The sequence below is a fragment of the Paraburkholderia caledonica NBRC 102488 genome, from assembly GCF_000685095.1.
GTDB classification, from domain to species: Bacteria; Pseudomonadota; Gammaproteobacteria; order Burkholderiales; family Burkholderiaceae; genus Paraburkholderia; species Paraburkholderia caledonica.
Genome location: NZ_BAYE01000010.1, coordinates 25433 through 43016, shown reverse-complemented (window position 1 = coordinate 43016; position 17584 = coordinate 25433). Strand labels below are relative to the sequence as shown.

Sequence of the window (17584 nt, the reverse complement as noted above, 5' to 3'; positions counted from 1 at the left end):
CGCGGCAATTTTCAAGCGGCTGCGGCGGCCCGCCGCAATGCGGTTTGCTGGTGCCGCACGAGCAGCACGCTCAAGCCGATGCAGACGAACATCAGCACGGCGTTGATCGCGAGACTCAACTGGAACGCGCGGGCGTAGCGGGCAGGCGCCGCCTCAGCGCCCGCCGCACCCACTGCGCCGAAGAACGCGCCGCTGATCGCGGCCGTGCCGAACGCCGAGCCGATCTGCAATGTCGACGAAATCACGGCCGACGCGAGCCCTGCCTTTTCGGGCGCGACCTCTAGCAGCACGATGCGCATGATCGACGGCAGCAGCAAACCCTGAGCGACTCCCGCGCATACCAGGCCCGCGTAGAACGGCAGGTTCGGCGCGGCCCCCGCGCCAGCGGCGAAGCCGGTGACCGTGAAGCCTAGCGTCATCATCGAAAATGCGAGCGTGAGGACATGTGCGCCGATGCGCTTGACCACCGCGGGCGAAGCGAGCGGTCCAATCGCGAAGCCGATGGCGAACGGCATGATCGCGACATCCGACGCGAGCGGCGTCCAGTGCAAGCCCGTTTGCATACACGAACGAATAGGCCGACACGACGAGTTGCAACTGCGCGTCGCTCGCGTTCAGGCCGATGCGGATCGACGGCAGCGAGAGGTTGACGATGAAGTAATCGAGCGGCGCAAGGAAAGCGCCGACGAACAGCACTGCAAGCGCGAGCCCTTGACGTTCGGAACGCGGCGCCGACTGTTCGCCGGCCGGCGCCCTTCTGACTTAAGTCAGCGGCATCCTCTAAACCGAAAGCCTGCCCATTCCGTCAAGCAAACTATCCGCCTGAATGTTGTTCCGGCCTTCCGTCTTCGCACGATATAGCAGTTTATCCGCAGCAGCGATGATGGCTTCTTCTGTGACATCTGCGTCACCGGATGTGAGATCCACCGCCAGTACCCCGAAGCTCGCCGTGACTGCAACGCTGTGTCCGCCCACTTCGATCGGCGATTGCGCGCACGAAAGTCTCAAGCGCTCGGCAAGACGCACCGCGTCCGGCTTGTCCATTTCAGGCAGCAACAGCAAGAACTCCTCGCCGCCGTAGCGAACGACGCAATCGACCTGCCGACGAACACACTTGTGGAGAACCGCAGCGCAATTCTGTAAAACAGCGTCTCCGCACAGGTGGCCGAACGTGTCGTTGATAGATTTGAAGTGGTCGATGTCGCACAGGATGACGGCGAACGAAAGCCTGCGGCGCTGTGCCCGCTTGAGTTCAGTGGGAAGAAGAACGTCATGCAAATGACGCCGGTTATAGCAGCCGGTCAGATGGTCCTTCATTGCCTGATCAGTCAACAGCGCTCTTACGCGGTATTCATCGCGCCACAGTCGATGGTAACGGCGCGCAGCCACCAGCCCGAAGCTGTTTGTCAGCAGGAGCAACATCGACATGGTCAGCATGTCAGAGAACCTGAGCGTGGACTTGCTCGAAACAACGATGATGAAGAGCGCCGTCGCTGAAAAGGCAATGGTTTGCGAGACGATCAATCGGTTCGGGATGAAGACATAGACTACGATTAGCATGATGCTGAAGGACATCGCATGCCAGGGAATCTCGCCGGGCCGATGCTGCACGATGAGCATGAATGCAACCATCCCAACGATTTCAGCCGCAGTTGCGGCGAGTTGAAGCGCGGCACTCGATGCGGGCCGCGTGCGCGCCAGATACAGCCCAGTCATCGCGGTGATCGCAACGAACGTCCGGGCGAAAAACAGCAGCAGCGTCTCGCTCGTATAACCGAGAACACTGGCATCCGTCAGAGCGAACGCCAGGTAGAAGAAGGAACAGAAAACAAGAGTCGTGCGCAACGTTGCCTGATTGCGGGGCAAGTGATGAGCCTGGAAATTCCGTTCGACGTCTTTGTTTCGAAACTCCACTCGCAGCGGGTGAATATCGAATTCAGCCGGTAATGGAGCAATGATATTTTTCATGTCTTTTTTACTTACCGATGGCGCGATAGCACTTTAAGACATTTTTCCGATCGCTGTCGCGCAGAATCGGAAAGCATTGCCCACTCGCGACAGAGCCTGGACAGAGCGGCATTCCGCTTGTGTCCCAGGTGCCGGCCGCATGACCCCGTCGCAAAGGATCGAACCGCTGGCAGTCGGCGGTGCTGCCGTTACTACTGAGGATCGCGTTCGCGGTACCCGGACGGTGCATGAACGATCCGACATGGTTCGATACGGCAAGCGACCGGAAGCGCTCGCTCCCCGTCCGAACGCGCCGTTGTTTCCGTTGAACCCGATCTCCAGCTGCAACGCGGCTTTCCAGTCGCCGCCCGAGGCCTTGAACACGTCCGGCCTTCGCCTGTTCGATCAGCGCTTCATGGTCATCCAACAGGCCATGGGAGCGCCGATAGGCCGAGGAGAAGCGGCGGCGTTAGCACTGCGTGACCTCGCCGATGACATGAAGGCGACGGAATTCGTGGCTGATTCGCTCGCGCCTGTGAATGCCCCTTGTCGCCGCCTACTGCCTGGCGCATCAGACCGTAGGCGACCCGAAACAATCCCCGATCGACTCCTACACTGACCGGCGCACGCGGCATTCGGATAGCACTCAGCTTGGCAGCCCGCTTCAGGCAATCCATCCACCGTCGACAGTGAGGCTCTCACCGGTCGTGTAACCTGCTTCGGGGCTGGCTAGATAAGCTACGGCCGCCGCGATTTCTGCCGGTTTGCCGAAACGGCCCACGCTTGCGAGCTTCGTCATGGTTGCGTGGTCTTCCGTGCCGGGCTGCGGAGCAAGTTCTGTGTCGATCGGGCCGGGCTGGACCGCGTTCACGGTCACGCCGTATTTGCCGACTTCGCGAGATAACCCGCGAGTGAAGCCTCTGAGAGCAAACTTCGACGCTATGTAGAGCGTCACGCCAGGTAGCGGCGCGGCTTCGCCAAAGGCCGAGCCCACGTTGATAATGCGTCCCCAGCCCGCCGCTACCATTCGTGCCGCCGCGTCTTTTGCCAGTTCGATCGGCGCACGAACATTCAGGTTGAAGTGCGTGTCGTACGACGTTTCGGAAGACTCGAGAAACGGTCCATACTCGACCGTACCTGCGTTGTTGACAAGGATGTCGAGCCGCCCCTCAAAGCGGCCGCCGAACGCACCGTTCAACGAATCGATCAGGGTTTTGACGCCTTCCGGCTTCGACAGGTTGGCGCTCACAGCTTCAGCCTCGCCGCCGGCATCCCGGATCTCGTTGACGACAGCTTCGGCCCGCGCCTGACTTGACGCATAGTGAACGATCACCGATGCGCCGTCATGCGCAAGACGTGCCGCAATAGCTGCGCCGATTCCACGCGAAGCGCCCGTAACGAGGGCGAGTTTGCCTTTCAGAGCTTGGGTCATGGTTTTCCTCAACAGACAGGTTTGGAAGCAGTCCTCTCGCCTGGACGGCCAGAGGTACTGCTGCATGAGAGCCAATGATTGCGTGCATTGGTTGATGCGTATCCTCCGCTCGCGCGACCTCACTCGGAAGTAGCGGGCGGGGAATAGCTCCTATTCCTGCTGCGAGGGGAAAGACCGTGAGCGCCGACGCCTCAATATGAAGTGGCCAGGCGCTGCGGTGCTCGCTGGATTTGCGCTCGTTGAGAATGTGCTCGACAAACGCGACGAAGGTACACGCCTTCGTGGTCGTCACGATGTAGTTCTCGTCAATCGTCGTCGACACGGTCAGACGACACACCTAATCTACGACTGCCTTAACGAATCCGGCAATAATTTGCGCGACCTCTTCTGGAGCTTCCAGAGGCGACAAATGCCCGGTTGCGGGGATGACCTGCATGACCGCATGAGGAATGCGGGGAAGCAGTTCAGCCTGCAATGTTGCGATGCTATCCACCTGGTCAAGCTCGCCCGAAATGACAACCGTCGGCACGTTGATCGACCCTACTTCTTTTGTAATGTCTTCGCTCATGGCGATGTTGGGCCATGCCGCCTTCGCCTGCGGCGCGCCTCTCAAGCTATCGTCAATCACCTGTGCCCGGAGTTCCTCATCAATCTTCCTGGACGTGAGCACATGATCGATTACGAACTCGACTGACTCACGAGATTGATACGCGCCTGCCAAAGTTGCACGCGCCTCTTCCGTAACCGAGGTCGGAGACGGAGGTGACGGCGCGACAAGGACGAGACCTATCAGCCCGGCTGGCCGTCTCGACGCGATGAGTTGCGCCACCTTGCCGCCCATCGAATGTCCGACCAATACATAACGCTGCAGACCTAACGCTGCAATCACCCCCTCGGCGTCGTCGGCAAGGTCTGCGATCCGGTAACCGCTTGCTGGTGCATAGGAACGACCCCAGCCGCGGTGATCAGGAGCGACGACACGGTACTGATCCGACAACTCGTCAACAACCCGATCCCATGTCCGCGATGAACCGCCGTAGTAGTGCAGGAAAACCAGCGCCACGTTGCCCCTGCCACGCAGCGACACATGAATCCGCGTGCCGTTCGTTTCGATTTCCATGTTCGAACCTCTTTCTGTTTCGGATGTACAAATCGTAGATTCAAACCTGCCGCTTGATAATTCCCTGTTCCGTACGTACAGTCGATAACCTGCTTATCGAATTGGAACGGCGAATGGACCGATTCACAAGTCTTGGTATTTTCGTTGCCGCCGTAGAGGACGGCAGCTTTGCCGCAGCCGCGAGACGCTTCGGACTATCGGCAGCAATGGCGGGAAAACATATCAGTGCGCTGGAAACGGAACTGAACGCGCGGCTGTTTCATCGCACAACGCGCCGCCTGAGTCTTACCGGTACGGGGCAGACATACTACGAACGCTGTAAGCGCATTCTCGAGTCTTTCGACGAAGCAAACCGCGAGGCAAGTGACTCACAAGTCACTGCGCGAGGCGTGCTGCGCGTTGCGGCTCCCGTCACTTTTGGCGCGATGCATTTGGGTGCGGTTGTCGGACGCTACCTGGGCGATCATCCCGAAGTCAATGTGGAAATACAGCTTGAAGATCGTTATATCGATCTCATCGATGCTGGCGTTGACGTGGCGATCCGTATTGGACGCCTGCGCGACGAGGGTCTCGTGGTGCGCCGTCTGGCGCCTTGCAAAATGGTCGTGTGTGCTTCGCCTGCCTACCTGGAACGACACGGGACGCCGCGGACACCCGATGATCTGCGTCGCGCGCAGCGCCTTGCATTCAGCGAAGCTGTGTCGACAGGTGACTGGACTTTGTTCGACGCGAAGAAACGCGCGCATGTGATCGATGGGCCCTGCAGAATGGCTGCCAACAACACTCAAATGCTGCTCGCCACCGCAGTTGCAGGAACTGGAATTGCATATGGCCCCACGTTTGTGTTTGGCGAGCATATTCGCCGGGGCGAGCTGGTCGCGCTTCTGCCCAAATATCATGCTGCTGAACTTGCAATCCAGGCCGTGTACCCGAGCGCGCGGCGCATACCGGAGAAAGTGCGCCGCTTTGTCGATTATCTGGCAGAAGCGTTCGGCGATGAGCCATCCTGGGACCAGCGATAAAGGAATTAGCCTACGGCGAATTTCTCGAAAGGATCCGGTCACAGAAGGAAACCGTATCGTTATCGGCCCGCGCGGCGCAACGCATCCGCCTGCCGGGTCAAAAAAATCGCCCCACTCCTTAGACGATCACGCGAACGCGATCGTTAGCTAGCCCGACAAAATTCCGGGAGCAATAAGGGTTCTGGCTGCTTGCGCGGCCCTTTTTAGCGTCCAACACTGGGCCATCAATCCGGCTCGCCAGATAACTATCCGATATATCGGACAACCTAGTGCCTCGACGGTAAGCGTCGCGAACGCGAGGCCACGCTGGGAGCGGTTCTCAGACCAACCCCTCGATCAGGATCTGAACATGAAGCTCGCCACCAAGGGCGCCAAGGCCGCCTTGCTGTTTGCCGCAACCGCTGTGAGCGGACTGCTCGTGCTCTCCGCCTGTACGAAAGTGGCGACGCCTGAGCAGGGTCCAGCGGCAGCGGCGCCTGCATCGACGCTTCAAGCCGTGCTTCAGCGCGGCACGCTGCGCGTCGGCGACTGCCTCACGTTCGCGCCGTTCGGCTTCTACGACAAAGACGGCAATGCGGACGGCTATGACGTCGACCTCGCCAAGGAACTGGCGAAGCAAATGGGCGTGAAGCTCGAAGTCGTGAACACCACTAGCGCGAACCGCATCCCGAACCTGCAGACCGCCAAGGTCGATGTCGTGTTCTGCAACTTCACGCGCAACCTCGAACGCGCGAAGGTCGTCGAATTCACGTCGCCGTACGTCGTCGCGAGCGAAGCGATGCTCGTGAAGAAGAGCAGCGGCATCCAGTCGGCGAAGGACATGAACGGGCGCACCATCGCCACGGTGAAAGGCTCGACCAACGGCGACGAAGTCCGCTCGATGGGCATCCCCGTCAAGATTCAGGAATATGACAGTTCGCAGGCGGCCATTCTCGCCGTCAAGCAGGGCCAGGCCGACGCGATGATCGAGGACAACAACTTCCTTGCGTATCAGGCGAAGCTCGATCCGGAACTGACCGTGACGAACGAAGCACTCGTGCCGCTCGAGTACAACGCATTCGGCGTGAAAGCTGGCGACCAGGCGTGGCTCAACTATCTGAACCTGTTCCTGTTCAACATCAATGCATCGAAGCTGAATGCGCAGTTGTACAAGAAGTGGTTCGGCGTCGATCCGAGATATCCGCTCAATCCGCAGTTCTGAAGCGGAGGCGCAGATGAGCTATCAATGGCTGACTCTATGGGGCTACGTCCCCGAGTTTCTCAAGGCCGGCTGGCTGACCTTGCAGGTCACGTTGCTGTCGTTCGTGCTGGCGCTCGCGCTCGGTCTGATCGCGGCGCTTGCCAGCATGTCGCCGTCAGTGATCGTGCGGTTCATCGCGCGGGCTTACGTCGAAGCCATTCGCAATACGCCGGTGCTGCTGCAGATTTTCATCGTGTTCTTCGGCTTGCCGTCGATGGGCATTGCGCTCGATGCATATTGGGCCGGTGTCATCGCGCTGGGCGTGAACGTGGGCGCGTATCTGTCGGAAGTGTTTCGCGCGGGCATGCAATCGGTGCCGCGCGGACAGATTGAAGCAGCCGGCATTCTTGGGCTGGAACGCGGGCAGATTTTCAAGGAGATCGTGATGCCGCAGGCAGCGCGTGCGGTGTATCCGGCCATCGTCAATTATCTGATTCAGTTGTTGCTCGGCACTTCGCTGTTGTCGGCAATTGCGTTGCCCGAACTCACCGGCACCGCCACCGTCATCAATTCGCGCACGCTCTTGTACGTCCAGACGTTTGCGGTCGTGCTCGTCGCGTATCTGGTGCTGAGCAATGTACTGTCGTGGATTTCCAGTCAACTCGGCGCACGCATGTTTCATCCGCCGCTCATCGTGAGGCCGGGTGCGCGTTGGACCGGATTCACGCTGCGTCGTGCGAATCGTGCATGAGGGATTGAGTCATGTCACTCGAACTGCTGAAAAACAGTCTGTCAATTTTGCTGCAAGGTCTCGTGACGACGCTGCTCCTATCGGTCGCGGCGATCGTCGGGAGCACGCTCATCGGCCTGCTCGCTGCGGTATTGCGTTCGTTCGGGCCGTGGGGCACGGACCGGATCGCGAAGCTCTATACGGAGTTGTTTCGCGGTACGCCCGTACTCATCACGCTGATGTTCATCTACTTCGGCGTCTCGTACTTCGGTTATGCAATCGATGTCTTTGCAGCGGGCGTGATCGGCTTGAGCGTGTATCAGGGCGCGTATATTGCGGAAGTCTTTCGCGCGGGCATCGAGTCAGTGCCGAAGGGACAGTGGGAAGTCTCGCAGATCCTAGGCCTATCGCGCACACAGACCTTCGCCTCGGTCGTGTTACCGCAGACCGGACGCATCGTGTTGCCGCCGCTCGTCGGACAGTATTTGTCCCTCATCAAGGATACGTCAATCGTCAGCATGATCGGCATGTCCGAACTGATGCACGGTGGCCAGGCGATCGTGGATCGCGTCGGCAAGCCGGTCGAGATCTACGGACTCGTCGCGCTGATCTATTTCGTCGTGTGCTTCCCGCTTTCGCAATGGGTGCGCCATCATGACCGCCGGAGACTTACGTGAGCGATTCCATCCAGAACAAGCCCGTCATTTCGCTGTCGGGCGTGAGCAAGTCATTCGGCGCGACGCGCGTTCTCAACGACATCAATCTCGACGTGCGCGCAGGCGAAGTACTCGTGCTGATCGGCGCATCCGGTTCGGGCAAGAGCACGGTGCTGCGCATCATGGCCGGCCTGGAGACGACGGACTCCGGCGAAGTGTGGGTCAACGAAGTGCCCCTGCACGATCCGAAGCGTGCGCGCGAAATTCGCGGCCACGTCGGCATGGTGTTTCAGCAGTTCAACTTGTTCCCGCATAAGACCGCGCTCGGCAATGTCACGCTTGCGCTGATCAAGGCGCGCGGCATGTCGCCCGCCGATGCCCGCAAACGCGCAATGGATTCGCTCGACCGCGTGGGTCTCGCGGATCGCGCATCGCATTATCCGAGCCAGTTGTCGGGCGGACAGCAGCAGCGCGTCGCGATTGCGCGGGCGCTGGCGGTCGAACCCGGCATCATGTTCTTCGATGAAGCCACATCCGCGCTCGATCCCGAACTCGTCGGCGAAGTGACGGAAGTGATGCGCGGCCTCGCGCGCGACGGCATGACGATGGTCGTCGTTACCCATGAAATGGGCTTTGCGCGCAAGACGGCGGATCGCGTCCTGTTCATGGACAAGGGCGTAATTGCAGAGCAAGGCGATCCGGAGCAAATCTTCGTCAACCCGTCGAACGAACGCACGCGGCAGTTTCTCAGCCGTGTGCTCGATCATTGAAGAGTGAACGAATGGCAGTAACGGAATCGTCGCGCGCGCGAGGCGTGGACCGTGTCATCGATATCTTCAGGAAGCTGCATCACGCGCAGCGGCCCATGACGATGCGCGAGCTAATCGAAGCGACCGGCTCGCCGCGTTCAAGCATCTACGAACTCGTCGCCATTCTCACCGAAGTGGGCTGGCTCGAAACATCGGCGGATGGCAATGTATTCTTCGGGCGCGAGATGCATTACTACGGCTCGGACTACGCGACGCACAACGACCTCATCAGCCGCGCGCATCAGTCTATTCTCGCGCTCGTTCGCAAGTACGACGAGACCACGCAGTTGTGCATGCTCGAAGGGAACAAGTACTCGGTCGTGTTATCGGAGAACAGTGCGCGGCCGTTCAACATCAGCTCGGATATCGGCGTGCGCGTGCCGATTCCGTGGACCGCGACCGGACGCCTTCTGCTCGGTCACATGAACGCCGAGGCCATCCGCACCCTCATTCCTGCAGATGACTTCGTGCTCGACAACGGCGTGTGCATCGATTTCGATGAATTCATGCGCGATGTGCAGAACGCGAAAGCGCTCGGCTATTGCTGCACGGAAGGCCTGTCCAACGCGTTCCGGCTTTGCATGGCCGCGCCCGTTCGCGACCGCGCGGGCATACCGATCGCGGCGCTGTGCTTCATGACGGGCCGCGACACAGACCCCGAACGCCGTCAGTCGATGCTGGACGATCTGCTTCAGTCGGCGCAAGCGCTTTCGCATCGCTGACATGGATATACGGCTTCAGCGTAGTCGATCCAAAAAACGCGACCCACTGCTGCCCCGATGCCCGCTCCAAGGGAAATCCCTGCCCTAATGTTCCCATTGAGTGGGAATATGATTTTTGAAAATCGAGAATGGTCTGGCATTCTGCGGTCTTGATAGGTCGTGGGCGGCGTGATCGTGAATGTTGAACAGGGTGTGACAGGGGCTGAGCGGGTGTTGCTGGTGCTGGCCGCGCTCGCGAGTCATGGCAAGGCGATGTCGGTTAAGGATCTGCTAGCCGTAACCGGGCTTGCGCAAAGCACACTGTACCGTCAGATCGCGCTGCTCAAGCGCTGGGGTTTCGTCGCCGAAAACGCCGGGTACTACGCGCCCGGCCCGATCAGTTTGCAACTCGCGCTTGGCTTCGATGTGAATTCACTGCTCGTCGAAGCGAGCCGCAGTGAGATGCAGCAGCTCGCGCGCGCGTCGCAGGAAAGCATTGGGCTGGTGGTCGCGGTCAGGCATCAGGTGATGTGTCTTGAGATGGTCGACAGCCAGCATTCGTTGCGCTGCTCGTTCGAGAAAGGCCGTGCCGTGCCTCTCAAGGCGGGCGCCTCGGCGAAATGCCTGTTGGCATTCATGGCCACCAGGGCGCGCGCCGAAGTGCTCGACATCGTGTTCGACAACGACCCCGTCGGCCGGGCCACGATCGAAGCAGAACTTCAACAGATTCGAGCCCAGGGTTACGCCATTAGCGACAGCGAAGTCGACCCGGGCGTGTGGGGCGTCAGCGCCCCGCTCTTCCATCACAGTGGACGCGGCACCGGTAGCGGCGCGTCGATCACGTTGATGGCGCCATCGACGCGCGCCATCGGACGAGAAAGCCAATTCATCGACGGGACGCTACGTACGGCCCGCGCCATTTCCGAGCATATGCAAACCGACTAACAGGACGAAGCGTTTTCAATTGCGTTCTTCGATTCGGGTCTCGACTTAACCGCATGACTTGATAAAACCACAAGGAGCCTACTCCATGAAGCTGCAACGACTGTTGTCCCTCGCATGCATCACGTTCGCCGTGACGGTTGGCGGATTTTCCGGCGCGGCGTCAGCACAAACGCCGGATGTACTGAATGTCGCCACCGACGCCACTTTCCCGCCGATGGAGTACACCGAGAACGGCGCGCGCACGGGCTTCGACGTCGACCTCATGAATGCGCTCGCGAAAGCGATGGGCAAACGCGTGCAATGGACCGACATTGACTTCAAAGGGCTGATTCCAGGTCTGATCGCGCATCGTTTCGACGCTGCGATTTCCGGCATCTACATTACCGACGAGCGCGCGAAAGTGGTCGACTTCACCGATTCGTACTACGCGGGGGGTCTGGCCGTGCTGGTCAAAAGCGATTCACCGATCAAGACAGTGACCGATCTGAACGGCAAGAAAGTTTCAGTGCAGGTGGGCACGAAGTCGGTGAATTTCCTGCGCGATAACTTCCCGCAGATCAATCGCGTCGAGGTCGAGAAAAACCAGGAAATGTTCGACCTGGTGGGCATCGGCCGTGCCGACGCTGCTGTGACGGGTAAGCCAGCTGCGTATCAAGTTGCGAAAACGCGCGCCGGCTTCCGCGTACTCGACAAAACGCTGACAACCGAAGCCTACGGCATCGCCGTGCGCAAGGACGAGCCGCAGTTGAAGGCCGCCTTCAACACCGCGCTCGCCAAGATCAAGGCTGACGGCACGTACGCGGCGATCGTCAAGAAGTGGTTCGGCGCGAGTGCGCAATAAGCGGCTGGACAAACCAAATGGAACTTGACTTCTCGCCGGTGATTGCCGGTTGGCCGGACATCATGCACGGCGCGTTAGTGACGGTCGAAGTGACCGCCGCGTCGCTCGCGCTCAGTTGCGTGCTTGGTCTGTTGATCGGCATCGGCCGGCTGACGCCGCAGCGGCGCATCGTGTACGGTTTCTGCACCGCGTACCTGACGTTCTTTCGCGGCACGCCGTTGCTCGTGCAACTCTTCCTGCTGTTTTTCGGCCTCCCGCAATTCGGCATTCTGCTGCCGGCGTTTTTGTGCGGCATGCTGGGGCTCGGTCTGTATTCGGCGGCTTACGTATCGGAGATCGTGCGCGGCGCGATTCAGTCAGTCGATCGCGGGCAAATGGAAGCGGCGCGTTCGATCGGCATGTCGTCCGGGCAGGCGATGCGCGCGATCATTCTGCCGCAGGCGATCGTGCGGATGATCCCGCCGCTCGGCAACGAATTCATTGCGTTGATCAAGAACTCGGCGCTGGTGTCGCTGCTGACAATCGACGATCTGATGCATGAAGGCCAGAAGATCATCAGTGTGTCCTATCGTTCGCTAGAGGTGTATCTCGCCATCGCGCTGGTGTATCTGGTGTTGACACAGGCGACCAATTACGCGCTGCATCGCGTCGAACGCCGCTTGCGTGCTGGAGGAATGGTGCAATGAATACCGTGGCCAAGGTCAATGAGCCTATCGTCAGCATTCGCGGGCTGACCAAATCGTTCGGCTCGCATACCGTGCTCAACGGCATCGATTTCGATATCCATCCGCAGCAGGTCGTGGTGGTGATCGGACCGAGCGGCTCGGGCAAGAGTACATTTCTACGCTGCTGTAACGGACTCGAACAGGCAGAACGCGGCACGATCGACATTTGCGGGCATCGGCTAGTCGACCAGGGCGAGATGCTCAAGGAGCGTTCGCTGAATGCGCTGCGCACCGAAGTCGGCATGGTATTTCAGTCGTTCAATCTGTTTCCGCACCTGTCGGTGCTGCATAACATTACCGTGGGTCCGCGCATGTTGCGTGGCGCCAGCAAGGCGCAGGCCGAAGCGGCTGCGATCGCGTTGCTGGAGAAAGTCGGGCTTGCGCACAAGGCGGATGTGATGCCGGCGAGTCTGTCGGGCGGTCAGAAACAACGGGTTGCGATAGCTCGCGCGCTAGCGATGCAGCCACGGGTCATGCTGTTCGACGAGCCGACGTCTGCCCTCGATCCCGAACTGGTCGGCGAAGTGCTGCAAGTGATGAAGTTGCTCGCGAGCGAAGGCATGACGATGGTGGTCGTCACGCACGAAATGGGCTTCGCGAAGGACGTGGCCGACGTGGTGGTCGTGATGGACGGCGGTGTGATCGTCGAAGCAGGGCCGCCGGCTGAGATTTTCTCTGCGCCATCGCAGCCGCGCACACGCGCATTCCTGCAGGCGGTGTTGTCACGCGCATGAGAGTCCCGTTTGATGGCAAGGTGTGGGCAGGCCGTTCCGACGACGGCGAGCCCGGCGACACGCGGCGTGTTTTCAATCAGGTGACGCCGTTCGGTAGCGCGCTGCAGGTGCAGCGCGATGCGCCGGTGATCGTGGGCTTCAGCTCTGATGAAGGGGTGCGCCGCAATCAAGGCCGGATCGGCGCAGCGCATGCGCCCAAGGAATTGCGCCGTGTGCTGGCAGGCTTGCCGGCCAAAGCGGCGATGGCGGCGCTTGCCGACGCAGGCGATGTGGTGTGCGACGACGGCAACCTCGAAGCCGCGCAGGCGGAACTGGCCCACGTGGTTAGCGAGGTGCTCGCGGGCGGCGGACGCCCGTTGGTGTTCGGCGGCGGTCATGAGGTCGCGTGGGGCACGTATAGCGGTTTACGGCTGCATCAGCAGCGTGAAGCCGAGAATCAAGCCACGCCACTCATATCGCGCAAGCTGCTGATCATCAACTTCGACGCTCACTTCGATCTGCGTCAGAAGCGTCCTGCGAATTCCGGCACGCCGTTCGATCAGATCGCGCTTGACTGTGTGGAACGAGGGGTGTCGTTCAACTATGTGTGCTTCGGCATCAGCGATCTCGGCAATACGGCGTCGCTATTCGCGCATGCGGAGCGACTCGGCGTGCACTACGTGTTAGACGTCGATATGCAGGAAACGCAACTGCCGCAGCGTCTGAATGAGCTTCAGAAGTTGCTGGACGCGGCGGATGACGTATATCTGACGATCGATCTCGACGTCTTGCCGGCCGCCACGGCGCCGGGTGTGTCGGCACCCGCTGCGCTGGGCGTACCGCTATCGGTGGTTGAAGCGATGGTGCTGCGCGTGCGGGCTTCGGGCAAGCTCCGCGCGTCGGATATCGCAGAGTACAACCCGACGCTCGATCAGGACAGACGCACCGCGAGAGCAGCCGCCCGACTCGCGTACCGATTGCTGTAAATCACGTCAACATGGTCACCGAATCATGTGAGTAAAAAAACGGCTCGCCGGACTCCTGAACTGGACCGACTAAGTTCTATGTGATCGGCAGCACACAGTTCGCGAGCGGAACCGATTCGACCGGCAGTGCGGCGGGTGCAACGCTCAATGCCCTGACAGCGGTCGGCCGTGCACCGCTGCAGATTGAGCTTGCGGTCAGCAAGGTTCCATTTAGCGCACGCCGCCAACACAATCACTTTGACGAGCGAGAAATTCCGACAACCTACCGAGCCCCGCTTCGAGTACGCTGCGGTTGTTGGCGTAGCCAAGCCGCACGTAGCCTTCCATGTCGAGCGCACTGCCCGGTGTCAGCATTACGCCCGTCTGCTCGATCAACGCGGTGCAAAACTCGCGTGACGACATGGGCAGGTCATACTTCAGAAGTGCAGTTGTTCCGGACTTCGGTTTTAGATAACTGATGGCGGGTTCTTTTGCGATCCACGCATCCACGATAGCAAGGTTCGTCCGCACGATGTCCTGGTTGCGGGCAAGAATGGCCGCGCGATTCTCCAACGCGATCGAGGCGAAATGATCGTCGATCATCCCCACACTAATGGTGTTGTAGTCCCGATGTATCGCTACCGCGCGGATAAGATCCTTCGGCCCGGCGATCCAGCCGAGACGCAGTCCGGCGAGCGAATACGTCTTCGACATACTGCCCGTGCTGATGCCGCGCTCGTAGAGGTCGGCCATCGACGCCGTATAGCCGCTGCCCTGCTGATCCGTGCCGCGATAGACCTCATCGCACAAAACATAGGCTCCGCACGAGCGCGCAATGTTGCCCACCTCCGTTAGAAATTTTTCGTCCATCAACGAACCGGTGGGATTGTTAGGATTGTTGATTGCGATCAGCCGTGTCCTGTCATTCACCAGACTGCGCAGTTCCGCGAGATCAGGAAGGAAACCGCTTTCTTCGCGCAGCTTCAGGATGCGCACATCGGCACCATAGCTTTCCGGAATCGAGTAGTGCTGCTGATAAGTGGGCAGCACTGAAATCACGGTGTCTCCCTGTTCGACCAGCGTCTCGTACACCAACGCGTTTCCGCCAATCGCGCCATGCGTCACGATCACATTCTCGGGTGACTGATGGCCGTACATTGTCGAAATTGCTTCGCGCAAGCGCGCCGAACCTTCTATCGCGCCATAGGTGAGCTTCAGCGAGCGCAACTCGTCCAGGATGCTGTCCTGCTTGCGCGCAAGCGTGAGCAACTGGTCGACCGTCAGCGACTCGACGCACGTCTCCGCAAGGTTATAGGTGCATTTCGTTTCATACTCGTCCATCCAACGCTCAACGCCGAAATCCTTGATCTTCATCTCACACTCCCAGGACATACATCGAATAGCCGTTTTCACCCGAAAGCCGTAAAACGACGGACATCTCGCCACGCCGCCCATCGCGGAGAAGCGTTTTCATAGCGCTAACGACCGAACCGTTCGACACGGAACGGATGCGGATCTGCAAACGTCGGCGCCCCGGTCATCATTTCCGCTAGCAATCGCCCAGTCGCGGGGCCGAGCGTCAGCCCGTGGTGGTTGTGTCCGAAGGCAAACCAGAGCCCGGTGTGACGCGGTGCGCGTCCAATCACAGGGCGCATGTCGGGAGTGCAAGGCCGCAGGCCGAGCCATGGACTGTCATCGAGCCGTTCGCCGAGACCGAAGCTCGGCCGTGCAAAACGTTCCGCCCTTCCAAGCTGGATGCCCGTCGGTTCCGCGTCGCGCCGCGCGATCTCCACTCCGGTGGTCAGCCGCAAACGCCCTTCCATAGGCGCGACCACATAGCCCTGCTCGGCGTCGACGAACGGCATTGAGAGCATGGGCCGGGTCGGGCGGTAATGCATGTGATAGCCGCGCTTCACGCGAAGGGGGATGCGATAGCCAAGCGGCGCGAAAACGCAGTCAGACCACGGACCGAGCGCCACCACGGCTTCCTTTGCGCCGATTCGCCCGAACGTTGTCTGGACCGTCCATGCGCCCGCTTGTCCGCTTAGCGTGGCAGCATCGCCAGCGAGCACCACTCCGCCGCCAGCTTCGAAAAGGCGTGCGTAGCCCTTTGTCAGCGCGCCAGGATTAACGACGCTCATGGGGTCCTGCCAATGCAACGCGCCACAAAATCCGCCCACCGCGCCCGGTTCCCGCGCGGCGAGCGTCGCACCATCGAGTACCGAAACGCGCAGACCGTAGCTACCGGCCGTGGCCTCGGCCGCCGCCGCTTCGCGCGCCAATCTTGCTGGCGTGCGATAGGCGTCTATCCAGCCCGTAGCGCGCACGAGATGTTGAAGCTCTGCACGTTTGATCAAACGCTCATGTTCCGTGACGCTTCGCTCAATCAACGGCAACATGTCCCGCGCGGCAGCCATCAATCGCTCGGCGGAAGATTCCCACCAGAAACGCGCAAGCCACGTTGCGAAATGGGGCACCGCACGGTAGTCCCAGTACAGGTCGGTCGAACGATTTTTTGCAAAGCGCATTAACGTTTTCAGGTCCCGCGGGAAACCGTACGGAACCACGGCGGCCCTCTCAATCAGCCCCGCGTTGCCGAAGCTGGTCTCTTCGCCAGGAGCGCGCCGGTCCACAAGTGCCACGCGGCGGCCGCGGTCCTGAAGATGTAGCGCGCACGACACGCCTACTATCCCCCCGCCCAGCACGATGACGTCGAAATCCATAGAGTTGCTTTAGTGTCCCTGACGGCGCACGGCGAAAGATTCGTGCGCCTGGCAGCGGGCTGCGCGATGACCTTCCGCCGGCTCGCCGATGCGTTATCTGGCGATGATGTCCTGGTTGAAGTACTTCTGCGAAAGACTGCTCAACGTACCGTCTTTCTTCAACGCATCAAGCGCGGCATCGACTTTCGCGGCCAACACCTTGTCGCCCTTGCGAAGGCCCCAGCCGGTGCCTTCTCCCAAAGTCGCAGGATCGCTCAGCGGCTTGCCGACGATCGCATACTCGTGGCCCGCGGGCTTTGCGAGGAATCCATCCTGGACCGTTTGTGCTTCCTGAACCGCGGCGTCGAGGCGTCCGGCAACGAGATCGGCGTAGACCTGATCCTGGTCCGCATACGGAACGACGGTCACGCCGGCAGGCGCCCAATGACGCTTCAGGAAGTCTTCCTGTGAGGAGGCCTGCAGCACGCCAACACGTTTGCCCTGCAGACTCTTCACGTCCGGCAGCAGACCGGAGGCGCGTCGGGCCACCATCACGATCGGCACTACGTAGATTGGCTTCGTGAATTCAATCGACTGCTTGCGCTTCTCAGTGATGTTCATCGCGGAATTGATCACATCGAATTTTCGTGCTTGCAACGCCGGGATCAGCCCGTCGAACGCATTCTCGACCCACACACATTTCATGCCCAGCTTTGCACAAACTGCGTTGCCCACATCAACGTCGAAGCCTTGCAGCTGTCCAGTGGGGGACTTGCTTTCAAACGGCGGGTAGGCCGCCTCTATGCCAAAGCGCAGAGTTTCCTGGCTCTGGGTGGTAACGGTGCTCAGAGAAGCTGCGGTGGCAGCGACAAGGAGAAGTGAGAGCTGGAGCTTCCGGAACATGAGAGGTCCCCTGTGTGGTCGGGCGGCGACGATTGACTGCATGGACGACGGCCGATAGGCCTGGTTTGAGACATCGGATGAAGCGGCACCATCGTCGCCTCACACCTGCTCTGGAATGACAGTCTATTCTGGACAAATATAAAATCAAGTGTTTTATAAAATAAAAGTCCAGTCTGGACGTTCTGGCTTAGAA

General features: G+C 60.0%; 18 protein-coding genes and 1 pseudogene. 12 read left to right on the top strand and 7 right to left on the bottom strand.

From position 1 onward, the window contains the following. Positions 1-11: 11 nt before the first annotated feature. Both BCA01S_RS20385 and BCA01S_RS35045 read right to left on the bottom strand, forming a co-directional pair. Positions 12-563 (bottom strand): annotated as a pseudogene (locus BCA01S_RS20385) (MFS transporter); the annotation flags it as partial. 217 nt (positions 564-780) lie between these two features. Beyond that, positions 781-1968: a GGDEF domain-containing protein gene (locus BCA01S_RS35045; protein ID WP_042319022.1), complete on the bottom strand. Its 1188-nt coding sequence runs from the start codon at positions 1966-1968 to the stop codon at positions 781-783. 139 nt (positions 1969-2107) lie between these two features. Here BCA01S_RS35045 and BCA01S_RS39535 point away from each other — a divergent pair, with 139 nt between their 5' ends. After that, positions 2108-2566, top strand: a complete 459-nt coding sequence (locus BCA01S_RS39535; RefSeq protein ID WP_174447071.1) for a hypothetical protein — start codon at positions 2108-2110, stop codon at positions 2564-2566. A 45-nt stretch (positions 2567-2611) separates the two neighbouring features. Here BCA01S_RS39535 and BCA01S_RS20370 read toward each other — a convergent pair whose 3' ends face one another. Next, a complete protein-coding gene (locus BCA01S_RS20370; RefSeq protein WP_042319020.1) occupies positions 2612-3379 on the bottom strand; it encodes an SDR family NAD(P)-dependent oxidoreductase in 768 nt (255 codons plus the stop codon). A 337-nt stretch (positions 3380-3716) separates the two neighbouring features. Continuing rightward, positions 3717-4499: an alpha/beta fold hydrolase gene (locus BCA01S_RS20365; RefSeq protein ID WP_027778488.1), complete on the bottom strand. Its 783-nt coding sequence runs from the start codon at positions 4497-4499 to the stop codon at positions 3717-3719. A 113-nt stretch (positions 4500-4612) separates the two neighbouring features. On the opposite strand from BCA01S_RS20365, the gene BCA01S_RS20360 reads away from it, so the two are divergent. The 11 genes from BCA01S_RS20360 (at position 4613) to hutG (ending at position 13807) form a co-directional block, all read left to right on the top strand. Then, positions 4613-5521, top strand: coding sequence for a LysR family transcriptional regulator (locus BCA01S_RS20360; RefSeq protein ID WP_027778487.1), 909 nt, complete (start codon positions 4613-4615; stop codon positions 5519-5521). Positions 5522-5870: 349 nt separating this feature from the next. After that, a complete protein-coding gene (locus BCA01S_RS20355) occupies positions 5871-6722 on the top strand; it encodes an ABC transporter substrate-binding protein (protein ID WP_027778486.1) in 852 nt (283 codons plus the stop codon). A gap of 13 nt (positions 6723-6735) precedes the next feature. Next, positions 6736-7452, top strand: coding sequence for an amino acid ABC transporter permease (locus BCA01S_RS20350; protein WP_027778485.1), 717 nt, complete (start codon positions 6736-6738; stop codon positions 7450-7452). Positions 7453-7463: 11 nt separating this feature from the next. Continuing rightward, on the top strand, positions 7464-8108 hold the full coding sequence (locus BCA01S_RS20345; RefSeq protein WP_027778484.1) for an amino acid ABC transporter permease: 645 nt from the start codon (positions 7464-7466) through the stop codon (positions 8106-8108). After that, positions 8105-8857: an amino acid ABC transporter ATP-binding protein gene (locus tag BCA01S_RS20340; RefSeq protein ID WP_027778483.1), complete on the top strand. Its 753-nt coding sequence runs from the start codon at positions 8105-8107 to the stop codon at positions 8855-8857. Before BCA01S_RS20345 ends, BCA01S_RS20340 begins: the two co-directional genes overlap by 4 nt. A gap of 11 nt (positions 8858-8868) precedes the next feature. After that, positions 8869-9618 carry an IclR family transcriptional regulator gene (locus tag BCA01S_RS20335; protein ID WP_027778482.1) on the top strand — a complete coding sequence of 250 codons (750 nt, stop codon included), beginning with the start codon at positions 8869-8871 and terminating at the stop codon, positions 9616-9618. A 174-nt stretch (positions 9619-9792) separates the two neighbouring features. Continuing rightward, complete coding sequence (locus BCA01S_RS20330; protein WP_027778481.1) at positions 9793-10542, top strand: IclR family transcriptional regulator; 750 nt, start codon at positions 9793-9795, stop codon at positions 10540-10542. An 85-nt stretch (positions 10543-10627) separates the two neighbouring features. After that, a complete protein-coding gene (locus tag BCA01S_RS20325; protein WP_027778480.1) occupies positions 10628-11383 on the top strand; it encodes a transporter substrate-binding domain-containing protein in 756 nt (251 codons plus the stop codon). Between the two features lie 17 nt (positions 11384-11400). Further along, positions 11401-12069 (top strand): amino acid ABC transporter permease, encoded by a 669-nt coding sequence (locus tag BCA01S_RS20320; RefSeq protein ID WP_027778479.1) that lies wholly within the window; start codon positions 11401-11403, stop codon positions 12067-12069. After that, a complete protein-coding gene (locus tag BCA01S_RS20315) occupies positions 12066-12842 on the top strand; it encodes an amino acid ABC transporter ATP-binding protein (protein ID WP_027778478.1) in 777 nt (258 codons plus the stop codon). The genes BCA01S_RS20320 and BCA01S_RS20315 overlap by 4 nt, the downstream gene beginning before the upstream one ends. Continuing rightward, entirely contained in the window at positions 12839-13807 is a 969-nt protein-coding gene (gene hutG / locus BCA01S_RS20310) for a formimidoylglutamase (RefSeq protein ID WP_027778477.1), read from the top strand. Before BCA01S_RS20315 ends, hutG begins: the two co-directional genes overlap by 4 nt. 210 nt (positions 13808-14017) lie before the next feature. Here hutG and BCA01S_RS20305 read toward each other — a convergent pair whose 3' ends face one another. From BCA01S_RS20305 to BCA01S_RS20295, 3 genes are all read right to left on the bottom strand, one after another. Beyond that, positions 14018-15160: an aminotransferase gene (locus BCA01S_RS20305; RefSeq protein WP_027778476.1), complete on the bottom strand. Its 1143-nt coding sequence runs from the start codon at positions 15158-15160 to the stop codon at positions 14018-14020. 104 nt (positions 15161-15264) lie between these two features. Further along, positions 15265-16509, bottom strand: a complete 1245-nt coding sequence (locus tag BCA01S_RS20300) for an NAD(P)/FAD-dependent oxidoreductase (protein WP_027778475.1) — start codon at positions 16507-16509, stop codon at positions 15265-15267. 93 nt (positions 16510-16602) lie between these two features. Beyond that, positions 16603-17391: an ABC transporter substrate-binding protein gene (locus tag BCA01S_RS20295; protein WP_027778474.1), complete on the bottom strand. Its 789-nt coding sequence runs from the start codon at positions 17389-17391 to the stop codon at positions 16603-16605. Positions 17392-17584: the final 193 nt, after the last annotated feature.